The sequence below is a fragment of the Chitinimonas arctica genome (assembly GCF_007431345.1).
Classification (GTDB): Bacteria; Pseudomonadota; Gammaproteobacteria; order Burkholderiales; family Chitinimonadaceae; genus Chitinimonas; species Chitinimonas arctica.
The window spans coordinates 17,254-38,733 of record NZ_CP041730.1; the positions used below are offsets into that span (position 1 = coordinate 17,254).

A 21,480-nucleotide genomic window follows, 5' to 3' on the forward strand; every position below is an offset into this window, starting at 1 on the left:
TTTTATGGCCTAATTCCGGATGCCACAGCCATGAAGGTCTGGGCGGTTTCATTTGCGGTCTTGCCTATTGATTCAAGTCCGCTGCCGATATCCTTGCAAAAATTGCTTAATGCTTCGTGCGCTTTCTCCTTTGCGGACTGGATATCTTCCACCATTTGCGAGAAGAAATTGACCAAGGCGGCAGCCTTTTCAATTTCGGCCAATACTTCCGCCTGCAGGACTTTAATCACCCCGCCACTCACATCCTTACCGTAGGTTGCCGCACTACGGACCGCTTCGAACGACAATACCGTGGCATCCTTTACGGCCTTCTTGATATTGTTCGTAATCACCTTCTTTAGCTGCTTCTCGATTTCCTCGGCGACCTTCTTGGCCAATAGCTCCTTCGCTTGGGTGAGCGCTTCTCCGGTCAGGGCCTGGCCGCCTTTACCTACCATGCCGAATCCCTGCCTTGCGACTTTATCGATGACGGAATTAGTGGCTTGCTCCACGCTTGCCTGGACAATTTTCTCTATACCCGCTTTGTTGAAGGTCTCCAGCAGGGACTTGCCCACCATTTGCGTCATGATCTTCTTGGCCTCTGCGGCCGCGGTCTGTACCAAGCCCTTGCCCGTATTGGCCGTGGAACTGCCGAGGGTAAAGGTGATTTTGCTGAGGTTGCTCCCCACCTCTTGCACAACCTCTCCGGCAATCTTCGGCGCCACACTTGCAGCGAGGTCATTCGCTAAATTCTTTGCCGCCACGATGGCAAGTGTCTCCGCCAAGGTGCCCTTACCTGATTGCTCGGCGATTTTGGCAGTGGCCTGCGCCAGCTCTGTGAGTTTTACAGCCGACGTTTCAGTCACCTCCTTTGTCGTTTGTGTCGCAATGACCTTGACCGCCGTAAAGCCCCGCACCAGCTGCATCAGATTGGCTATCCCGGATACCATCTCGCACCCCATCTGGACATAGCCGAGGACTTCGATCACCTTGGCCAGCTTGTCTTTCAGCGCGGGGAACGCCCGCGTGAGTTCGGTGAGGAAACACTTGGCGAGCCCCGTGAGGCCCGCGGCAATATCCGCCAGGCCGGTCGGGTTGCCGGTAGCGACCTTAACGACGCCCGCCACCAGTTCGGCTGCGGAAATGGCCCAGCTGAATATATCCATCAGCTTGCCCATCTTCTGGGCCTTGCGGGCATCGTCCTGCTGGTCCTTGATCTTCTGCAGCTCTTTTTCCAGCTGCATCTTCCTGGCTTTGTCCTGACCCTCGGTCATATATTTGATCGTCAGGCACCTCAAATCGGTCACGGCGCCGGCGAATCGGCCAAGCAAGGTCTGTACCGCGGTCAACAAGGAACCCAACGCTTCCTTATCCAAGCCGGTTATATCGGCGATCTTGTCGGCGACCTTTTTTAGGGTCTCCGGCGGGATTTCTTCCGGCGAGATACGCTTGAGGATATTTTCCAGCGCGCCAAGTACTTGCACCACGCCGGATAAGACGACATTCGGCACCGTCAAGGAAAAATCGTCGAGCGCCCCTCTTTTCTCATCCCGTTTTTTATCCGGATCCACGGACACGCCATCCAGTTGCTTGGCTGGAAGCAGGACGGCGAGCGTGGTCGCCTGTTTCACATGCTCCGGCACATCCGGGCTGGCCGTAAACTGGGGAATAGCCGTATTAATTGCCAACGTCATGGTTTGCTCCTTCAGTACAGCCACTCAGTGCGCGTGTAATATGATTACGGAGCGGCTCGTACTGCGGTTGCACGCCGCACCAATTGAGAGAGGCATCGAAAGCCTTGCGGGCGTACTCGATATTGCCCAATAATTGATAGCTGATACCTGCGTAATAAGACGAGCGAGGGTCCTGCATGCTGGCGAACCCGGCACGGCTAAAACAGAAGATCGCTTCTTCATGCTGCCCTAGCCGCTGATAGCAGATACCCACGGCCAGCCAGTAATCAAAACTCCAAAAATCCATCTGGGCCAGCATGGAGAAGTATTGCAGCGCCTCTTTGTATTCACCCGCTTCAAACAACTGGTAGCCATAGGCATAAAGCGTATCGAGATCGCTGGTATCGAGGCCCGCCCGGGCCTTGATGGTGTGGCCTTGCGTAAAGAACCTCTCCAGTTCGGGCTGTGCGCCCAGCACATCCATGTCCACGCCCCCATCGGACTCGGCATGTGATTTCATAACATCGCTCCAATCGCGAAATAGTCGATTATTCAAATACGGTACCGTGGAGAACCGAATGGCTTAGGCAAGTTTCCGACGGACTTTCTTGCCTCTCTTACGTGCCTCCTGACTGGCGGGGGCGAGCACGGCTACTTCGCTGGCGCCGGCATTGTGAACAGCCGAAGGGTTGGCGGGCTGGTTTGCATAACCCTGCTCCATCAATTGATCAAGCTCGCCAAGGCCAGCGTTAACCCGCTCGAGCTTGGTGAATAGCACTTCGCACTTCTTGTCCAGGCCTGCCTTCGATAGCTTGTCCAACTTCGCCAGTTTGTCCCGGGCACCCTGGTCATGTTCCGCCTGCTCCTGCAAGCTGAGGATCTGCCGCTGCAATTCGCCGAAATGGTGGTATTGATCTGCAAGTGCCTGCCGATTCTTCGATAACTCTTCCAGCGCGTTTTCCAGTTCCGCGAAACTATCCATCTTTGGCACTCCCAGCTGTTGTGTTAGCCGAGATGATAAAGAGACGAGAGGGGCCTGCCTTTCTCAGAAGCAATAGAGCTATCGGTTTCTTACATGCCTGCAGGGACTGTCAAATGGCAGCATATTCAGCGCTCAAGAAATCAAGCTGCAATGTGGTAATTGCCACGCGCAATTTCGCAATTACAAAAAAAAGCGCAATCAAAAGTAATTTTGATTGCGAGGCCACATGGAAAACCCTACGGCATGATTGTGCCGCAGGGTCAGGAAGATGCTGCAAGAAACCACTAATAAACGTTCGCGAGGCTAATTAGCGCATGAACCTGGTGTATTCCTAATAACGCTTGACGATATTCCAGACCGGCGAATTGCGATCTATACCGACGGGCAACTGTACGATGCAGTTCGTCTTGGTTTCATTCTTGCCACCCGGCCGGCAGCCGATCACGTCTTTCTCGTTGGACAGCCCATAAACCGCCAAACCGAGATTGAATCGATTGGAAGCCGGCGTACCGATCTCCGGCACTTCACGGGCGAGGTCGATAATATCCTGGACGAAGCCTGCCTGGCTGACAGGGCGCCCGGAGCCATCCCGATTGGCACTGAATTTCAAGAATGTCCTACCCGCTTGTTGGCCACGCTCGATTGCCTGTTGATTGCTCACCACGGATGGATAATTGCCATGCCCGTCCGCTTGCGGGTTCCACACCTCGATGGCGGTCCAGTTCATGGCCGATCCTTCCCCGGCTACCCCCAATTGGAAATGCACACCATATAGCGAGGTCAGCTGGCCAAATCCCGGCACCTTGCCGAATGGCGCAATATTGCGTGCCGACAGGCGGATTCGGTTGCCGTAGCGGGTGGCATCGTAATTCATGCTGCACCACGAATTCGTGTAATAGGCGTTGATCCCGGCTGCGCGGAAGTGGCACTGCGTATCGCCGGAAAAACCCAGGCTGGCCGAATCGAAGCCATAACTCTGCGGGTTGGTATACAAACCTACGTCATAGGTCGAGGGCAGCCAGACGGTCAACGGACTGGCGGCCAGGGCCAGGTCCGGGTTCATGGCATCGGCGAAGGCAAAGATCTGCATGATCTTGCCATGCCGAGCGAGGCGATCGGCCATCTGCTTGAAGAGCTCCACCGCTTGTGGCTGGGTGGGCATGGGCTCGACGTCGAATTGGATGCCGTCCACATTGGGATCGGCGTTGATGGGATCGACGACGATATCCACCAGCTGCTTCATCTGGCTGGTTTCGCTTCCCGCCCGTACGTCCGGCGGCACGGCATTGCTCAATGTCGCCAACATGCCGCGCAGGGGGTTGTCGAACTCATAGGTTACGATCATTTTAAGGTTAGGATCGCGCTGCTTGTACCATGCCGCCATCGCGCCGATGCCCGACAGGCTGTAATTGTTTTCCAGCGGTGCGGAGGCCGTCGTATCCCACTGTTTGGCTGCTTCCTTCAACTGGACCCAGCCGATATCGGGCATCGCATAACGAACATTGTTCGCCCGCATGGTCTCGCTGTACTGCTCGCGATTGCCCGCGAGCTCACCCATATACAACCAGGCTGCAGCACCTTGCACCAGTTGCGGGGCTCGCACACTGGGGGTTCCACCCGTGTTGCCGTCCCTGCCCAGGTTGAGATAGATGGTCTGCCTGGCTAGCTGCATGCCGCTTTTCGCCAGCACCGTAAGCTGCACGATCTGTCCTGCCTGCAGGCCATTGCTGCGCAACGACCCGTTGGCGATGCTGAAATGGCTCGCCGGCACGGGCAGCCGAGTGGTGATATCGATAGGCGATTCATCCGCCGAATCGCTGATGCGATAGCTGACCGCGGACTTCGCTCCAGTGAAATAGCGGGAAAGATCGACGATATCGGCGCCCTGGCTGGCGGCGTTTACCGAGATATTCAAGCGATGGATATCGCCAAGCGGCCGATTGCCGTTTTCGACGGCCAATTCGGTCAAGGTCTTGGAGCGCAATCCATCGTACATATAGAGGGGCACGATGGCTCTGGCGGCGCCGCCCCAGCTGAGGGAGGGATCCACGGCGGATACGTTGAGACTGCATTTGTAATAGCCGGGGCTACCCACGACGGCCGGACAAGCCCGCGTATCGACCTGCACGGTGCCATAAATCACACCGTTATAGTTAGGATCGAAATCGCGGCTGCCGCTGGACATCAGATTGAGGCCCTTGGGCATGCCCGATACCGAGTAGCTCACGCTGTTCTTGGGATCCCGGTAGTCGAACATGGGGTTCGAATCCAGCGTGTAGGAACCGAAATTGAAGATGGGTTCGGCTTTCATATCGTAGTGCTTGCCCACGACCACCTTGCCGATGGCCGGCATCGGCAGCAGCGAAAGTTTGCCCGATCCCGATCCATCCGGGCGATCGCCGCCGCCCGAGTCGGCACTGACGCTGCAATGGGCGCCTGCATCGATAGCCAGCCTGCCATCGATTGAATCCAGCTTGAGCGAACCGTAGCGTTTATCCGCCCCGGGCAGTTCGCCGCAGAGGGTGCCGTTGCGGTTCTTGATCTCGAGGTAGAAGTGCTTGTCCGAGGGAGTGGGGAATTTCCAGGGCACGGCTGCGGCAACGATATCCAGGGATGCGCCTGCGGGAATTGTGTACTGGTCGACCGGCTTGGACGTCAGGTTGCTGACGGTGATCTCGGTTGCCGAGCGGTTTTCGATAAGGAACTTGCTTGGGTTCGCCGATGCTACGGTCGATACGGCAGCCGCCATGGCGCTGATGGATAACTTGAATAGCTTTCGGTTTTGCATGCTGAGGTTCCATTCACGAGGTTGTTCCATATCACCGGTAGATTTCCGGCAATCAACAACTTATAACCAGATGATATGAGCCCTCGTGGCCGGCCTATTCTGCAAAAAACCAAGGCCTTTTGGTTTTTTGCCTTGTTAATATTTCTCTTTTAATTCGCAGCCAATTACGATCCAGGCGGACAATCAGGACAGCTTGGCGCCACTGAGCAGTGCGCCCATCAGATTGGCCGACTCCACATCCGACCCGGTAAGATCGGCGCCGCTCAGGTTGCTGTCGCACAACCTGGCTCCGGCCAGCTTGCAAGCGCTCAGGTCGGCACCGATCAGATTGGCGCCGCTGAGGTCCGCCCCGCGCAGGTCGGCGCCGTTGAAGTTGGCGCCGATCAGGTTGGCGCCGCCAAGATTCGCGCCGGAGAGGTCGGCATAGGTCAGGTTCGCGTAGATCAGCAGGGCATCGCCCAGATTCGTGCGGCGCAGCACGGCCTCGCGCAGATTCGCGCCGATGAAATTCTTGCCATGCAGATTGGTGTCGGAGAGATCGATGCCGACCATGATCGCGTCGTCGAAGTCCGCCAGCGCCAAGCTTGCGCCTGCACATCGCGCGCCGGTCAAATTTGCATTGGCGAAACTGGCGGCCACCAGGTTGGCGCCTTCCATCTGCACCTCGGACAGGTTCGCATAGCTGAGATTGGCGCATTCGAGATTCGCCTCGCCCAGGTCGGCGCTACTCAGATCGGCCCAGCACAAGCGTATGCAGTTTAATTTCTTGCCCCATAAATTGACGCCGGTAAGGTTACTGCCGCTCAGATCGCGGCCAGCCAGTTCGACATTGAACAGGTCCAAGCTGCGCAGATCCCGGCCGGCCAGGTTGACGCCGCGCAAAGCGTGCATATCGAGGCTGCACTCATACTGCGGCTCCACCTCGTGTAGCAGGCTGGTCAGAATCTTGTTCAGGCGAACACTTTGGTCACGCGGAATGGTCCCATTCCACAGCGCCGTCACGCCGGAAACGAGGCGCCTGCGCCAGTCGGGTTCGACACAGGCGTTGACTTCGACACCCTCTTCCTGCCACTCGACCAGATAGGGCCTATGGGCCACGGCAATCTTGCCGCTCCCCATCTTTTGCAGCCGAAGCAAGGCGCTGCGATTGTTCAGGGCGTGAATATCCTCGAATGACAACAAGTGCGTGCAAGACATGGATTGGCCTTTGAATTGAGAATGGCTCTAGGTAGGTTTCACACGCTCCTTGCCGGAATCAGCACAGCCCAAGCGCGGACAACCTATATTTGAGGAGGCATTGTCTTGCAGCATGCTTTTGCACTCTTTTGTATCGCCTTCCGGACTATTGCTTTTCATACGAAGACGCCGTCCCCGCTTGCGGCAACGGCATGCGGGGCGCTGCTGGAAAAAATACCGATAGCGAACTGAAGCGATATCCCGACCGCATCGGTCGCGATTTTGTTGTACGGTGAATGCAATCGGCCCACCTTCACGACGCGTGGAATCCCAATGCAGCAACCCGATGATCCGAAACGCCAACTGCACCGTTTGCAAACCATACAGCAGGCGATTCTGACCGTTAGCCGCCAGGCGAGTACCTGCCGCGACCTGGCCGACTTCGGTGCGCTGGTGCATGCGCAGCTGCGCAGCCTGATGTATGCGGACAATTTTTTTATCGGGGTCTACGAGCAGGAAACGCAAGCGCTGCGCTTCCCCTACTACTCCGATCAATTCGACGTCGGGCCGGCGCCGGAGCGCTGGGTTCCCCTGGATTCCGGCGAAACCTCGCGTACCGCCTGGGTGATCACGCACGGTCAGCCGCTGATGCTGAGCGCCGAGGAAGACCGGGCGCGCCAGGCTTCCGGGGGGCGCCGGGACGGGGCCGGTCCCCGGAATACTGGTTGGGCATGCCTTTGCGCAATGGCATCGATGAGGTCATCGGCGCCGTGGTAATCCAGACCTACGATGCGGAGCGCATCTATTCGGAGCAGGACAAGGAGATCTTCGCCTTGCTGGCCAGCCACGTCGCCATCGCCATCGAGCGCTTGATGCACCAGCAATGGATGGACAAGCTGATCGCCCAGCGCACGCGCGAACTCGCGACCGAGGCGCGCGAGCGCCGCAAGGGCGAAACGCTGAACCGGGTGTTCTATCAGATTGCCGAAAGGGCTACCGCGGGCGATTCCTTCTATGACTTCCTGCAGGCGGTGCACCACCTGCTGAGCGAACTACTGTATGCCAACAACTGCTATGTCTGCCTGTATGACGCCCAAAGGCAGGTTTTGAATTTCCCCTACTACGTGGACGAGCGGGACGGGGACAGCCTCCAGGAAGACGATGTGCCCGTGCGCAAGGGGCTGACGGAATATGTCCTGCGTACCGGCCAACCCCAGCTGATCGACCGCTCGCGCATGGTGGCCTTGAACCGGCAGGGCGAAATCACCGAGGCCACCGGCGACCTTTCGTTCCATAGCTGGCTGGGCGTGCCGATGCAGATCCGTGGCGCCATCGGCGGCGTGCTCACCATCCAGAGCTATGACGCCGAGCGGGTCTACGATGCCGCCGATGCGGACGTGCTGTCCTTCGTCGCCAACCATATCAGCAGCGCCATCGAACGCAAGCAGGCTTACGATGCACTGCGCGAAGCCCGCCAGGCAGCGGAAAACGCCTCCAAGCTCAAATCCGAATTCCTGGCCAATATGAGCCATGAGATCCGCACGCCCATGAACGCGATCATCGGCATGGCCTACCTGGCCCTGAAAACCGATCTCAATCCCAAGCAGCGCGACTATGTCGGCAAGATCCATAAAGCCGGTAATTCCCTGCTGGCCATCATCAACGATGTGCTGGACTTCACCAAGATAGAGGCCGGCAAACTGGATATGGAGAAGATCGACTTCTCCCTGGATGAAGTGCTGGCCAATGTCGCCACCGTGACGGCCGCCAAGGCTCAGGACAAACAACTTGAATACCTGTTCCAGATCCCGCTCAATATCCCTCGCCACCTGGTGGGCGACCCACTGCGGCTTGGCCAGGTCCTGATCAATCTGGCCAATAACGCGATCAAGTTCACCGAGCAGGGCGAAGTGCTGCTCAGCTGCAAATTGCTGGAGCACGAGGGCGGGCGGATCAAGCTGCAGTTCGCCATTCGCGACAGCGGTATCGGCATGAGCGCGGAACAAGCCGCCACCCTGTTCCAGGCCTTTACCCAGGCGGATGGATCGACTACGCGCAAATACGGCGGGACCGGCCTGGGCCTGACCATCAGCAAGCGGCTGGTCAATATGATGGGGGGCGACATCGGCATGCGCGCCAACGTCGGCGGTGGTTCCACTTTCCATTTCACCGCTGAATTCGGCATGCCGGCGAACCTCCCGTCGGTGTCGCGCAATGTCGCCTCGGCCTTGCAAGGCCGCAGCGCCCTGGTGGTGGACGATAACCCCGTGGCGTGCGAAATCCTCGCCGATGCCTTGCTCAGCCTCTCCATCGGCGCCGATACCGCGATGGACGGCCTCGAAGCCATGGCTACCATCGTCGAGGCCGATGCGTGTATTCCCTACGATGTCGTGCTATGCGACTGGAAGATGCCGCGCATGGATGGCTTCGCCTTGCTCCGCGCCTTGCGTGAAACGCGCCTCCGGCACCCGCCCCGCTTTATCCTGGTGACCGCCTTTGGCCGGGAAGACGTGCAAGCCCAAGCCGAGTCCATCGCGGTAGATGGATTCCTGATCAAGCCGATCAACCATACCGGCCTGATCGACCTGCTGGTGCCGCTGTTCGAGCAGCAGCGCGACAATCCGCCTGCCCTGCATCCGGTCGGCGAGACCTTGCGCTGGAAAGGCTGCCGGGTACTATTGGTCGAAGACAATGAAATCAATCAGCAAATCGCCCTGGAGTTGCTGCAGATGCAAGGCTTCGGCGTCGATATCGCCGCCACCGGCCGCGAAGCGCTCGATGCCCTCGGTGCCCACCCGCCGGATTATTACCATCTGGTCTTGATGGACGTACAAATGCCCGAAATGGATGGACATGAAGCCGTCGTCCATATCCGCCAGGACAGCCGCTACGACAAGCTGCCCGTTATCGCGATGACCGCACATGCCTTGCTGGAAGAGCGCGAGCGCTGCCTTCGCGAAGGCATGCAAGACACCATCATCAAGCCGGTCGATCCAGATATGATGTTTCGGACCATTTCGCAGTGGCTGCTCCCTCACGCGATGGCGTAAGAAAGGCAAATACCGCAGCTGTATAATCAAGCAAGCAATTGCTTGAATTGCTGAATCGCAATAGCATCGAGGCTTGTTTCCTTACCTAGGTCCATCATGACTACCTTTCGCAAATCGCTCGAAGTACGCTGGTCCGATTGCGATGCCAACCAGCATGTCCGCCATAGTGCCTACGCCGATTTCTGCACGCATGCGCGGATAGAATGGCTGCTCGCCAACGGCTTCGGATTCGACCAATTCCAGCAGCATGCCTTCGGCCCGGTCATCTTCAAGGAATGGACCGAATACCTGAAGGAAGTGAAGATGAGCGAACGCCTGGAGATCGAAGTCCGCATCGCCGCGCTCTCATCGGACGGCAGTCGCTTCGCCATTCGCCACGATATTTTCAAGGAAGACGGCAAACTGGCGGCGCGCCATGAAGTCAGCGGCGCTTGGCTGGACCTACGCGCGCGCAAGTTGATGGCGCCGCCTGAGCAATTACAGGCCATCTTTGCCGAATTGGCGCATACCGACGACTTTGCCGAGATCGCGCTGAAACCGGCTGGAAACTAGAAAGATACCGCCATTAGCCATCGCCACAGAAAGAACACCGCCATTCCGCCACCAATGGCCGCCAACAGCTTGTTATAGCGCCAGGCAATCAGCCCGCTGGCCAGCGCGCCGAGCAGCCAGGCATTGCGGACATCCAATTGCCAATGCTGGCCATCCGGCAGGAGCACCATGGGCACGGTGATGGCGGTGAGCACCGCCACCGGCACATAGCGCAACGCGCGCTTCACCAGCGGGGGAAACTGGATACGGTCGCCGAGGGCAAAGAAGGAATAGCGAATCAGAAAAGTCACCGCCATCATGCCGGCGATGATGGCCCACTCATCGGCGCTCATTTCGCCTCCCCCGCTCGCTCTTCAAGATACAAGCCCACCAGCACGCCCGCCACGGCGGCCAGCATCAGGCCCAGCTTGTAAGGCAGGTCACGCGCCGCCAAGGCCACCATGGCGGCGGCCAGGGCGGCGCCTACCATGGGCCGCTTCTTCAGCATCGGCACGACGATGCCGGTAAAGGTCGCCGCCATCGCGAATTCCAGGCCAAGCCTCTCCAATCCCTCGACCGAATGGCCCAGCAGCACGCCGGCCAGCGTCCACAGTAGCCAGTTGCCATACATGGCCAGGCTGGACCCAAGGTGATACCAATGCTTGAAAGGGGAAGCGTCAGCCGCGCCATAGCGGTGTTGAACCACGGCGAAGGTTTCATCGGTCAGCCAGAAAGCCAGCGGCAGGCGCCAGCGCTGGCCGAGCGCCGCGACATAGGGCAAAAGGGTGGCCGAATACAGCGCATGCCGCAGATTGACGACAAAGGTTGTCAGCACGATCACCGCCAAGCCGGCGCCGCTGGCCATCAGGGTCAGGGCGATGAATTGCGATGAGCCGGCGAAGACGAATAGCGACATGCCCAAGGCGCCAGCCATGGACAGGCCGCTGGGCGCCGCCAGGGTACCGAAGATCACGCCGAATGGGGCCGCGCCCAGCAGCATGGGGAGCGAATCGCAGGCGCCCCGCCAGAGTTCTGTGCCGCGCGGGCTTGCAAGGAATGTCGTCATGGCTGCTTCTCGTCGGCGTTGCGGTCGATGTGGTGAAAAGAAATTCAAGGAGGCTGGCTAGCCTTCCGCCCAGCCGATTATCATGCGTGCATGTTCCGCCTGCTTGCCCTTCTACCGATATTGCTGCTTGCCCTAGCCGCCCATGCCGCCGAACGCGTCCGCATTGGCGCCGAAAATGACTGGTACCCCTACTCCGGCGTGGTCGGCGGCCAGCCCGCCGGCTTGGCCGTCGATCTGGTCCGGGCGGCCTATGCGGCGGTTGGCGTGGAAGTGGAACTGGTTTCCCTGCCTTATGCGCGATGCATGAAATTGACCCGGGAAAGCCTGTTGGCAGGCTGTTTCGATACCCTGCGCAATCCCTTGCTGGAAAAACAGTACCGCTGGCACAAGCAGGCGCTCTTCAAGGGCCGCATCGATATATACGCCCGCATCGATCGCCACAAGGGCCGGATCACGCTCGCCGACCTGCGCGGCAAACGGATCGCGGTCACCAATGGCTACGACTATGGCGAAGCCTTCGACGCGAATAAGCAGATGCAGCGCGATATAGGCGATTCCGACCTGTTCGCCCTGCGCAAGCTGGTGGCTGGCAGGGTGGACTATGCCTTGGTCTATGACCGTATCGCCACGCATATCGCGCGCAATGAGCCGCAATTGGGCGCCGGCTACAAATCGGTCGGCACCCTGATCGAGCCGGAAATCTACCTGTCCTTCGCACCCGCCTATCCAGAAGTGGAAAAGCTGATCGGACTTTTCGACCAAGGCCTGGAAAAACTGCACGCCAGTGGTGAATACGCACGTATCGAAGCACGCAGGCGGTGAGACGGCCGCCTCTGGCATAATCACGCCTTTCCCCGATCCGCCGAACAATGCCGCATATCGCCAGCCATCGCTGGGTCCACCCCGCCAGCCGCGCCCCGCGTGCCGTGCAAACCTGGCTAACCCACCCCGGATCCCTTACCGCCAGACTGATCGCACGGTTTCCCCGTTTCCGGGTGCGGCTGTTGCGGCAGCAATGGGGTCGGCCCAACCGGGACGAGTTGGGCGCCTTGCGGCTGGAACGCAGCCAGCTCGCGCTGGTGCGTGAAGTGGTATTGATGAGCGGTGACACGCCCCTGGTGTTCGCCCACTCGGTCATGCCGCGCCAGGCACTGATGCACGGCTATCACCGTTTGCGCCGGCAAGGCGTGAAGCCCCTGGGGGCCACCCTGTTCGCCAATCCCAAGGTCAAACGCAGCCGGCTGGCCTTTCGCGGCATCGACCGGCGCCATACGCTCTACCGTCGCGCGGAAGCCGCCGTCGGCCCCCTGCCCCCGCGCCTATGGGCCCGCCGCTCATGCTTTGAACTCGGCCGGGCGCGCATTCTTGTCACCGAAGTCTTTCTACCGGCCACCCTTACATGAACGGGAATACCTTGCCTAGTCGCCTGAGCCTCTATGCGAAATTGATGCGCCTGGACAAACCCATCGGCATCCTGCTACTGCTGTGGCCTACCTTATGGGGACTCTGCATTGCCAGCCAGGGCCGGCCGGACCCTGCCATCCTGATTATCTTCCTGTTGGGCACCGTGCTGATGCGCTCGGCCGGCTGCGTCATCAACGATTACGCCGACCGCGACTTCGATCCCCAGGTCGAACGCACCAAGCTGCGTCCGATGGCCACCGGCAGCGTCTCCACCCGCGAAGCCCTGCTGCTGGCAGGCACCCTGGCGGCGTGTGCTCTCCTGCTGATCCTGCCGCTCAATGGCCTGACGCTGTGGATGTCCGTGCCCGCCGTTCTGTTGGCGGGCAGCTATCCCTATACCAAACGCTTCCTACCCATTCCGCAGGCCTATCTGGGCTTGGCCTTCAGCTTCGGCATCCCCATGGCCTTCGCCGCGGTCAACGGCAAGGTGGACGCCGTGGCTTGGTACCTGGTGGCGGCGAACCTGTTCTGGGTGGTGGCCTACGATACCGAGTACGCCATGGTCGACAAGGTCGACGATCTGAAGATCGGCATCAAGACCTCGGCCATCACTTTCGGCCGCTTCGATGCAGAGGCGGTCATGATCTGCCACCTGGCCTTCCTGCTGGGCATGGCAGCCTTGGGCTGGCACCTGCAACGCCATGCCTGGTGGTATCTCGGCCTTGCCGTGGCCGCCGTGCTGATCGCCCTGCAATACCGGCAGATCCGTGGGCGCGACCGTCTAAAATGCATGCAGGCTTTTCTCGATAATAATCGGGTGGGTGCCGTGCTGTTTATCGGGATTCTTCTGGATTACCGGGTGAGCTGGCCGATCTGAGTCGCTGGGCAGGTAATTCGTAAACCCCGCGCGCCGTCGAACGAGGCGCGCGGGTGTTGTTCATCGCCCCAGTCCAAGCGCTTCGATTTGTTGCAAAGGCAGCCCGGTAACGTTAACAATGGCTTGCATTGCCATGTGCTCTTTCAGTAGCGCTTTGGCTACCTCGATTTTCCCTTCCAACTTCCCTTCCAACTTCCCTTCTACCTTACCTTCCTCGAATTTTTCCGTTCCATGTTTCTTGAGCGCACTCGCTTCCGTTCTCAGCCATTTGAGACGCCCTTCATAAGCTTCCCTCTCATCCTTTCCAAAACTCATATATTCCAAAACATTCAAGGCTCTTTTTATCTCAGGATCATCCAGGCTTGAGGGCAAGCAATCTTTATTCATTAAATCATGCCGGGTCAGGAATGCCACCCATCGATCGAGCGGCTCCCTTACCTTGGCAACAATATCGGCGATTCCTTCCTCGGCATCCGAAGTGAATTTCTTCAATTCGATGGTATGCAACTCCAGGTCCTGGAAGTAATGTAACTTGCCACTATCCTTCTGGATGCGGAAAATATTGTGGTACCCCTCCATGCCAGGAATCGAGTTGAAGTTTAGTATATGAATACCTATCGCCTTGGCCAGCTTGTCATAGCCAGCACCTTCCCCTAGTTGATCCGTATAAAGCTTTGCCCAATAGTAAAGCGCACGTTTATCGTAATCCGCTACGTCGTTGACCTGGATTTCAATATTAAGCAGTTGTCCGTTGCTGCCCTTTGCCTTGAGATCGAGGATGGAGATTTTATCCCTCCAGAAGTTGCTGCGGTTATACGGATTTAGAAGCGTGACATCGGTGATCTGATCCGCCTCGCCTACGATGGCATTCACCAGGGAAATCAGCAGATCTTTGTTTTCTTCCACTCCGAAGAGCTTTTTGAAGGCAATGTCCACGCGCGGGCTGATCATTTCCATAATAGATTACTCCCTTTATAATAAATAGCGGCGCACAATAAGAATACTCACCAATCGATATTTCTTAAGAAAAAATTAATTCAGAAACACCCTCCAAACCAACATGATTTTTTTACAGATACGAATAAAATATACTATGGCAATCCACCCAAAGGGTCAATTCGCCACATGACCTTGTCTGGCAAGTCTTCAGAAGCAGTCTAAATCACTTGCCTCGCCCTCACTGTGGCTTTCCCTGCCAGCACAGCGTCCACAATGCCACAGCCGATCGGCATTGTCGTAAGGCACCCCTCACCCAGCACGCTCAGCCTCACTTCCAGTGTGCTTGCTGCGCACTCGACATACCAACTTTACGCCCGTCCCGTTCGGTGTGCGCGCTCATGTAGGAAGCGTGACGATGCCGCCGGGGTTCACCGCGGTTGGATCACCCACCATGGAGAAGGAATCATGCTGCCAGTATTTGCTGCCGCACCCCACGTATCGACCCCGGACTGGGCTGACCGGCTGGAGGAGATTGACGATCCCGAGGTGCGCACAGAAATTCGGCGCTTGGCGGAGAATGATCCGACGCTTACAGAGCTTGCTCTGCGGGACAAGTGGATCGACAACCGCAGCGCTCAGGTGCTGGCCCTGACGCTGGCGCAGAATCGCTGCCTGACTACGTTCGACCTGAGGGGCAAATATATCGACTGCGACGGCGTGCAGACGCTGGCGCCGGCGCTGGCGCAGAATCGCTGCCTGACCTCGCTCAGCCTGCACAACAATCAGATCGGCGAAAGCGGCGCACAGGCGATGGCCGAGGCGCTGGCGCAGAATGGCTGCCTTACTACGTTCGACTTGAGCAGCAACCATATCGGCGACAACGGCGCGCAGGCGCTGGCTAAGGCGCTGGCGCAGAATGGCAGGCTGACCTTGCTCAATCTGCACTACAACTGGATCTGCGACAGCGGTGCCCAGGCGTTGGCCTGTGTGCTGGGGCAGAATCGCTGCCTGACCACGCTCGACCTCAGCTTCAATGAGATCGGCGCCCGCGGCACGCAGGGGCTGGCCGAGGCGCTGGCCCAGAATGGCTGCCTGACCTCGCTCAACCTAGGCTACAACAAGCTCGACGCCAGCGGCGCGCAGGCGTTGGCCAAGGCGTTGGCGCAGAATGGCTGCCTGACCTCGCTCGACCTAGGCAGTAATAAGATTGGGGACAGCGGCGCGCAGGCGCTGGCCGAGGCGCTGGCGCAGAATCGCTGCCTGAGAACGCTCGACCTGCGCTGCAACTTTATCTTCAACAACGGCGCGCAGACGCTGGCGGATGCGTTAAAGCAGAATGCCTGCCTGACCTCGCTCGACCTGGGCCACAACCGGATCGGCCCCAGCGGCGCGCGGGCGCTGGCCGATGCGTTGGCCCAGAATGGCTGCCTGACCTCACTCGACCTGGGCCACAACATGATGATCAGCGATAGCGGCGCACAGGCGCTGGCCGAGGCGCTGGCGCAGAATCATTGCCTGACTACGTTCGACCTGGGCGGCAACCATGTAGGCGACAACGGCGCGCAGACGCTGGCCGATGCGTTGGGGCATGGCTACCTGACCTCTCTCGACCTGAGCAGCAACCATATCGGCGACAACGGCGCGCAGGCGCTGGCCAAGGTGCTGGCGCAGAATTGCTGCCTTACCACGCTCGACCTGGGCTTCAATAAGATCGGCGCCAGCGGCGCGCGGGCGCTGTCCGTTGCGCTGGCGCAGAATGATTGCCTGACCACGCTCGACTTGGGCTGGAACCAGATCGGTGCCAGCGGTGCGCTGGTGCTGGTCGAGGAGTTGATCGGTGCCAGCGGCGCGCTGGCCATGGCGCTGGCGCAGAATCGCTGCCTGACCACGCTCGACCTGGGCCACAACCAGCTCGGCGCCAGAGGCGTGCAGCCGCTGGCCAGTGTGCTGGCGCAGAATGGTTGCCTGACCACGCTCCGCCTGGGCGACAACCAGATCGGCGCCAGCGGCGCGCAGGCACTGGCCGGTGCGCTATCGCAGAATGGCTCTCTGACCTCGCTCTACCTGGACAGTTATCAGATCGGCAAGGACAACAATCAGATCGGCGACAGCGGTGCCCAGGCACTGGCCGGTGCGCTTGCACAGAATCGCTGCCTAACCAGGCTCGACCTGGACGGCGATAAGATCGACAACAGCGGCGCGCAGCGCGCAATCAAAGCCGCATTAACACGCAACGAGAAAGCCGCGAAAGCACAATCCCAAACCCTGTTCCTGCAAGGTCAGCAATACGCCGCCGCAGGCGATGTCCAGCAGGCCGCTGAGCGGTTCCGGCAAGCGCTACGGTTGGGGATCGGGTATCTAGATCGCAAGCCCATCCAAGCCGCCCTCGACCCGGTCCAAAAACAACTCAAGCAAGCTGACCAGCACGCCAAAAGCGGCCAAGCGCACCTACAGGCGCAACGCTATGAACAGGCTCAAGCGGCGTTTGCGCAGGCGCTGGCGATATGCCGTGACCACGCGTCCGCGCAGAAGGGCTTACAGTTAGCGCGGGAGCAAATGATCACCGCCTTACGCAACCAACTGGAACAGGAAGCCCAGTGGCGTCAAACCTGCCAAGCGCGCCACGAAAAGCAGCAAGCGACCTTGAACGCGCAGGTCGAAGGGAACGCCACGAAACTGGCCGACAATGCACACCAGTTGGAGGCGCTACACCGGGAGGCGGGCTTGGCAGCTCGATCCTGGTTCAGTTGGGCCAAGCAAGCCCGCTTGCAGCAAAGAATCGCCGAGCTGGAACAGGACAAGACCCAATTGACGAACGAGCGAGACGCCCTACAAACGCGGCTGGTCGGTCTGGCCCTGCGCGTCGAGTTGCTTGCGCAAGAACAAGAACAAACAGCGATGAATACCCCCAAAACGACGTTGACCACTCCCAAGTCCTTTCCGCAATTGCAGGCAAGCTTGCGACGCAGCGAGAAGGATTTGATCAATCGGGAGGGGGAATGCCGCAGCAAGGCCACGAAGCTCCGCAGGGCGATGGAGATCGCCGACCAGGCCGAAGCCGACCTCTTGAAGATACAGAGTGACATCCGGGCGCAGGGAGAAAGAATTGCGCTACAACAATGCTTTGGCCTGACCGCGGAGGCCAGCGCCTTTAAGCTCTACTTAGGCCAGGTCAAACGCTTATGCACCCACTCGCCCCCTAGCTGCTTCATCAGCTACGCCTGGGAAAAGGATCCTGCGGCCAATAAAACCTTGCAAGCCTTTCTATTGCGGCTCCAGGGTGATCTGGAAAAGCTGGGCGCCACGGTCTACCTCGATATCATCCACCTAAGCGGTGATATTCAAGCCTATATGCAAACGATCAACCGGTGCGAGCAGATGCTGTTGATTGGCACGCCCCAGTTAATGGCACGGGCCAGCGAGCTCGTCGATCCTCAGAGAGGCGAAAATAATCTTCAGTCCGAACTTGCGCATATTCGCGGGCGAGTGGCGCGGGCAACCGCCCGCTCGGTTCCTCCCTGCCTGATCCCGGTGCTGTATCAGGGTACGGCAGAAACCGCCTTTCCGACGGATTTGCGACATGGCTGGCTCAATATGTGCGAATCGGCCAGCTATGAGCAAGCGATGGCGGCACCTGAGGCCGGTCTGATCCCGCGCCTATTTGGCCTGCTCGATGATGTGGCTTACCGCCATGCCTACCAGACTTGGCAAGATCGACTGGCACTTAGCCAGACGGCCCGGACAACGTACGCCGCCGGCGAAGCCCCACGCGCCTTCGGCGACTTCCTTAGCGCCGCCAACGCGCTCTTTGCGCGCCGCCAGGTGCCCACGCCGATCTGCTATCTCAGCCATGCCGAGGAAACCGATCCACGGCTGGCCGCGCGGATCGACACGCTGGCAAGCGATCTCGGCCGGCTGGGCCTCACCGTCTGGCGGAGGGATCCGGCACAAGTCCAGCATGCCGACTTTGTACTGCTGATCGGCAGCCCCGCCTGGAAAGAGCAGGTGGATCAGCAGGACAGTCCAATTGGACAGCCGCTAAGACAGCTGGACCAGGCCCGGCAGCCGGTGGAAAAGGTGCCCTTGTTGTTCGAAGGGACCTTCGACAGTGCTTTCCCTGAGGCAACTAAGCGCTTGCTGATACACGATTTCAGGCAACCGGACCGCTACTATCGCGAGATGGCCCAGCTGATCAATCCACGCGGCCTGATCCCGCAATTGTTCGAGATCCGCCGCCACGACAAGGCGTATGCCGATCTGTATCGGGGCTTGGACGACGCGCTGACGCTAATTGATCGCAAGCAATGCAACTGACCCGCATCGTCGGCGACCAGCACTTGCTGGCAGCTGCCCCTCGACGGTTGCCAGCGCTTCAGCCGCCTTTTCGCCAAGCAAAACATAAAAAAGGGACGCCACCATCGCGTCCCTTTTTTCATGCTCTCGCTGCTTAGGCGGGCTGCTGAGTATTCCGCAGCCGGATATGCAGTTCACGCAATTGCTTCTCGTCCACCGAGTTCGGCGCCTGGGTCAGCAGGCACTGGGCACGCTGGGTCTTCGGGAAGGCGATCACATCGCGGATCGACTCGGCACCGGCCATCAAGGTGACCAAGCGGTCCAGGCCGAAGGCCAGGCCACCGTGGGGTGGCGCACCGTACTGCAGGTTTTCCAGCAGGAAGCCGAATTTGTTCTGCGCTTCTTCCGGTCCGATGTTCAGTGCTTCGAATACGGTCGATTGCATGTCGGCGCTGTGGATACGCACCGAACCACCGCCCATTTCCCAGCCGTTCAACACCATATCGTAGGCGCGTGCCTTGCACTTGCCCGGGTCGGTCTTGAGCAGTTCGATATGTTCGACCTTGGGGCTGGTGAACGGGTGGTGGCAAGCCGTCCAGCGCTTGCTGTCCTCGTCGTATTCGAACATGGGGAAGTCCACCACCCACAGGGGTTTCCACTCGCGGGTGAAGTAACCGCCGACCTCGCCCTTTTCATGGCCGATCTTCAGGCGCAGGGCGCCGATCGCTTCGTTCACGATCTTGGCCTTGTCGGCGCCGAAGAACACGATATCGCCGTTCTGCGCACCGGTGCGTTCGATCACCGCCGCCAATGCCTCGGGCGACAGGTTCTTGACGATAGGCGACTGCAGGCCGGTTTCGTTAGGCTGGGTGACGTCGTTGACCTTGATATAGGCCAGGCCGCGCGCACCGTAGATGCCAACGAACTGCGTCCACGCATCGATTTCGGAACGGGTAAAGGCGGCGCCGCCAGGAATGCGCAGGCCAACCACACGGCCGCCTTCCATATTGGCGGCGGCGCTGAATACCTTGAACGCCACGTCCTTCATGACATCGGTCAGTTCGGTGAACTTCAGGGTCACCCGCATATCGGGCTTGTCCGAACCGTAATTGAACATGGCATCGTCGTACTGCATGCGCGGGAACTTGCCCAGTTCGACACCGATGGCTTCCTTGAAGACGTGGCGGGCCATTTCCTCGGTCACATCCATGATCTCGTCTTCGCTCAGGAAGGACGTTTCGATATCGATCTGGGTGAATTCGGGCTGGCGATCGGCGCGCAGGTCTTCATCGCGGAAGCATTTGGTGATCTGGTAGTAGCGGTCGAAACCGGCCACCATCAACAGCTGCTTGAACAGCTGCGGCGATTGCGGCAGGGCAAAGAACTGGCCATCGTGCACCCGGCTCGGCACCAGGTAGTCACGCGCGCCTTCCGGGGTCGAGCGGGTCAACATCGGCGTTTCGATATCGATAAAGCCGCGCGAGTCGAGGAAGTTACGCACCAAAAGCGCTACCTTGTACCGCAGGCGCAGGTTCTTTTGCATCTGCGGCCGGCGCAGATCGATCACCCGGTGTTGCAGGCGGGTCATTTCGCTGAGGTTTTCCTCATCGATCTGGAACGGTGGCGTCAGTGCGGCGTTCAGGATGGTGAGCTGCTTGGCCAGGATCTCGATTTCGCCCGAAACCAGGTTGGCGTTGGTCGTGCCGGCCGGACGCTCGCGCACGATGCCGCTGATTTCGATCACGAATTCGGAGCGGACGGTATTGGCCAGGGCGAAGGCTTCCGGGGTATCCGGATCGATCACCACCTGAACCAGGCCTTCGCGATCACGCAGATCGATAAAGATCACGCCGCCATGGTCGCGGCGGCGATGTGCCCAGCCTTTGACGGTGACGGTTTGGGATAAAAAACGCTTGTCGATCAAGCCGCAATAGTCGGTACGCATGGCAGTTCCATTTAGCTTTGGCCGGTAAGGCCAGGATTTTTCGTTATATTCGTTAGCGGATTGGGTTTAACGGGCTAGGCCGGCGTGCGCCTAGCCCGGTAGATTCGGCTCGACGATCTTGGGACGAATCACCGGCTTGCATGGCCCCTGGCCATCTCCACCCTTGCTCGCAGGGGCGACCACGCCCATGGAAATCACATACTTGAGCGCTTCATCCACGCTCATATCCAGCTCTATCGTGGCGGTCTTCTTGACCACCATGAAATAGCCTGAAGTCGGGTTCGGGGTGGTCGGCACATAGACCGAAACATGCTCGCCATCCAGCTGGCAGGCCAGCTCCGCCGCAGGCGCACCGGTCAGGAAAGCCACCGTCCAGGCATCCGAATGGGGGAACCGCACCAGCAGCGCCTTGCGGAAGGCTTGGCCGGAATCGGACAGCACGGTATCGGAAACCTGTTTGACGCTACCGTAGATCGACTTCACCACGGGAATGCGGTTAAGCAGGTCCTCCCACATCTTGACCAGGCGCTGTCCCAGGATATTGGCCGTCAGAAAACCGGTCGCCAGGACAATAAAGAACACGCCGAACACGCCCAGGCCAGGGATATGCACCCCCATCAGGTCGCGCGGCCGGCTGCCTTCCGGCAACCACAGCAAAATACTATCCATTGCACCGACCAAGGTACTGACCACCCACAGGGTGATGCCCAGCGGCACCCAGATCAGCAAGCCGGTGACGAAATAGCGCTTCATGCGATAGCTTTCAAAAATGCTCGA

Annotated in this window: 17 protein-coding genes; 7 read left to right on the top strand and 10 right to left on the bottom strand. The window is 59.1% G+C overall.

What is annotated here, in order from left to right:
• Positions 1 to 2 precede the first annotated feature (2 nt).
• The 5 genes from sctE to FNU76_RS00135 all read right to left on the bottom strand — a co-directional run bounded on the left by sctE (position 3) and on the right by FNU76_RS00135 (position 6,619).
• Positions 3 to 1,673: a type III secretion system translocon subunit SseC family protein gene (sctE, locus tag FNU76_RS00115; RefSeq protein WP_143855797.1), complete on the bottom strand. Its 1,671-nt coding sequence runs from the start codon at positions 1,671 to 1,673 to the stop codon at positions 3 to 5.
• Entirely contained in the window at positions 1,657 to 2,172 is a 516-nt protein-coding gene (locus tag FNU76_RS00120) for a SycD/LcrH family type III secretion system chaperone (protein ID WP_223879169.1), read from the bottom strand. The genes sctE and FNU76_RS00120 overlap by 17 nt, the downstream gene beginning before the upstream one ends.
• A gap of 63 nt (positions 2,173 to 2,235) precedes the next feature.
• Positions 2,236 to 2,634, bottom strand: a complete 399-nt coding sequence (locus FNU76_RS00125; RefSeq protein ID WP_143855798.1) for a hypothetical protein — start codon at positions 2,632 to 2,634, stop codon at positions 2,236 to 2,238.
• Positions 2,635 to 2,965: 331 nt separating this feature from the next.
• Entirely contained in the window at positions 2,966 to 5,422 is a 2,457-nt protein-coding gene (locus FNU76_RS00130) for a hypothetical protein (RefSeq protein ID WP_143855799.1), read from the bottom strand.
• 183 nt (positions 5,423 to 5,605) lie between these two features.
• Positions 5,606 to 6,619, bottom strand: coding sequence for a pentapeptide repeat-containing protein (locus FNU76_RS00135; protein WP_143855800.1), 1,014 nt, complete (start codon positions 6,617 to 6,619; stop codon positions 5,606 to 5,608).
• A 312-nt stretch (positions 6,620 to 6,931) separates the two neighbouring features.
• Here FNU76_RS00135 and FNU76_RS00140 point away from each other — a divergent pair, with 312 nt between their 5' ends.
• From FNU76_RS00140 to FNU76_RS00150, 3 genes are all read left to right on the top strand, one after another.
• Positions 6,932 to 7,375: a hypothetical protein gene (locus FNU76_RS00140; protein WP_143855801.1), complete on the top strand. Its 444-nt coding sequence runs from the start codon at positions 6,932 to 6,934 to the stop codon at positions 7,373 to 7,375.
• The gene (locus FNU76_RS00145) at positions 7,330 to 9,648 is read left to right on the top strand and encodes a response regulator (RefSeq protein ID WP_143855802.1); all 2,319 of its coding nucleotides are present in this window, start codon (positions 7,330 to 7,332) and stop codon (positions 9,646 to 9,648) included. Before FNU76_RS00140 ends, FNU76_RS00145 begins: the two co-directional genes overlap by 46 nt.
• A 96-nt stretch (positions 9,649 to 9,744) precedes the next feature.
• Entirely contained in the window at positions 9,745 to 10,200 is a 456-nt protein-coding gene (locus FNU76_RS00150) for an acyl-CoA thioesterase (RefSeq protein WP_143855803.1), read from the top strand.
• Here the strand turns inward: FNU76_RS00150 and FNU76_RS00155 are convergent.
• Both FNU76_RS00155 and FNU76_RS00160 read right to left on the bottom strand, forming a co-directional pair.
• Positions 10,197 to 10,532 (bottom strand): AzlD domain-containing protein, encoded by a 336-nt coding sequence (locus FNU76_RS00155; protein WP_143855804.1) that lies wholly within the window; start codon positions 10,530 to 10,532, stop codon positions 10,197 to 10,199. The two genes, FNU76_RS00150 and FNU76_RS00155, sit on opposite strands and share 4 nt — an antisense overlap.
• Complete coding sequence (locus FNU76_RS00160) at positions 10,529 to 11,245, bottom strand: AzlC family ABC transporter permease (protein ID WP_143855805.1); 717 nt, start codon at positions 11,243 to 11,245, stop codon at positions 10,529 to 10,531. Before FNU76_RS00160 ends, FNU76_RS00155 begins: the two co-directional genes overlap by 4 nt.
• Positions 11,246 to 11,335: 90 nt before the next feature.
• On the opposite strand from FNU76_RS00160, the gene FNU76_RS00165 reads away from it, so the two are divergent.
• Genes FNU76_RS00165 through ubiA form a run of 3 tightly spaced genes read left to right on the top strand, consistent with a single transcriptional unit; the run spans position 11,336 to position 13,526 of the window.
• Complete coding sequence (locus FNU76_RS00165) at positions 11,336 to 12,067, top strand: substrate-binding periplasmic protein (protein ID WP_143855806.1); 732 nt, start codon at positions 11,336 to 11,338, stop codon at positions 12,065 to 12,067.
• A gap of 47 nt (positions 12,068 to 12,114) precedes the next feature.
• A complete protein-coding gene (locus FNU76_RS00170) occupies positions 12,115 to 12,648 on the top strand; it encodes a chorismate--pyruvate lyase family protein (RefSeq protein ID WP_143855807.1) in 534 nt (177 codons plus the stop codon).
• Positions 12,645 to 13,526, top strand: a complete 882-nt coding sequence (ubiA, locus tag FNU76_RS00175; protein WP_143855808.1) for a 4-hydroxybenzoate octaprenyltransferase — start codon at positions 12,645 to 12,647, stop codon at positions 13,524 to 13,526. The genes FNU76_RS00170 and ubiA overlap by 4 nt, the downstream gene beginning before the upstream one ends.
• A 60-nt stretch (positions 13,527 to 13,586) precedes the next feature.
• Here the strand turns inward: ubiA and FNU76_RS00180 are convergent, their stop codons facing one another.
• Positions 13,587 to 14,483 carry an Rpn family recombination-promoting nuclease/putative transposase gene (locus tag FNU76_RS00180; RefSeq protein ID WP_143855809.1) on the bottom strand — a complete coding sequence of 299 codons (897 nt, stop codon included), beginning with the start codon at positions 14,481 to 14,483 and terminating at the stop codon, positions 13,587 to 13,589.
• Between the two features lie 447 nt (positions 14,484 to 14,930).
• On the opposite strand from FNU76_RS00180, the gene FNU76_RS00185 reads away from it, so the two are divergent.
• The gene (locus FNU76_RS00185; RefSeq protein ID WP_179958281.1) at positions 14,931 to 18,779 is read left to right on the top strand and encodes a hypothetical protein; all 3,849 of its coding nucleotides are present in this window, start codon (positions 14,931 to 14,933) and stop codon (positions 18,777 to 18,779) included.
• A 133-nt stretch (positions 18,780 to 18,912) separates the two neighbouring features.
• On the opposite strand, the gene aspS is transcribed toward FNU76_RS00185, so the two are convergent.
• Both aspS and FNU76_RS00195 read right to left on the bottom strand, forming a co-directional pair.
• Positions 18,913 to 20,703 (bottom strand): aspartate--tRNA ligase, encoded by a 1,791-nt coding sequence (aspS, locus tag FNU76_RS00190; protein WP_143855811.1) that lies wholly within the window; start codon positions 20,701 to 20,703, stop codon positions 18,913 to 18,915.
• A gap of 90 nt (positions 20,704 to 20,793) precedes the next feature.
• Positions 20,794 to 21,456, bottom strand: a complete 663-nt coding sequence (locus FNU76_RS00195; protein WP_143855812.1) for a DUF502 domain-containing protein — start codon at positions 21,454 to 21,456, stop codon at positions 20,794 to 20,796.
• Between the last annotated feature and the right edge of the window lie 24 nt (positions 21,457 to 21,480).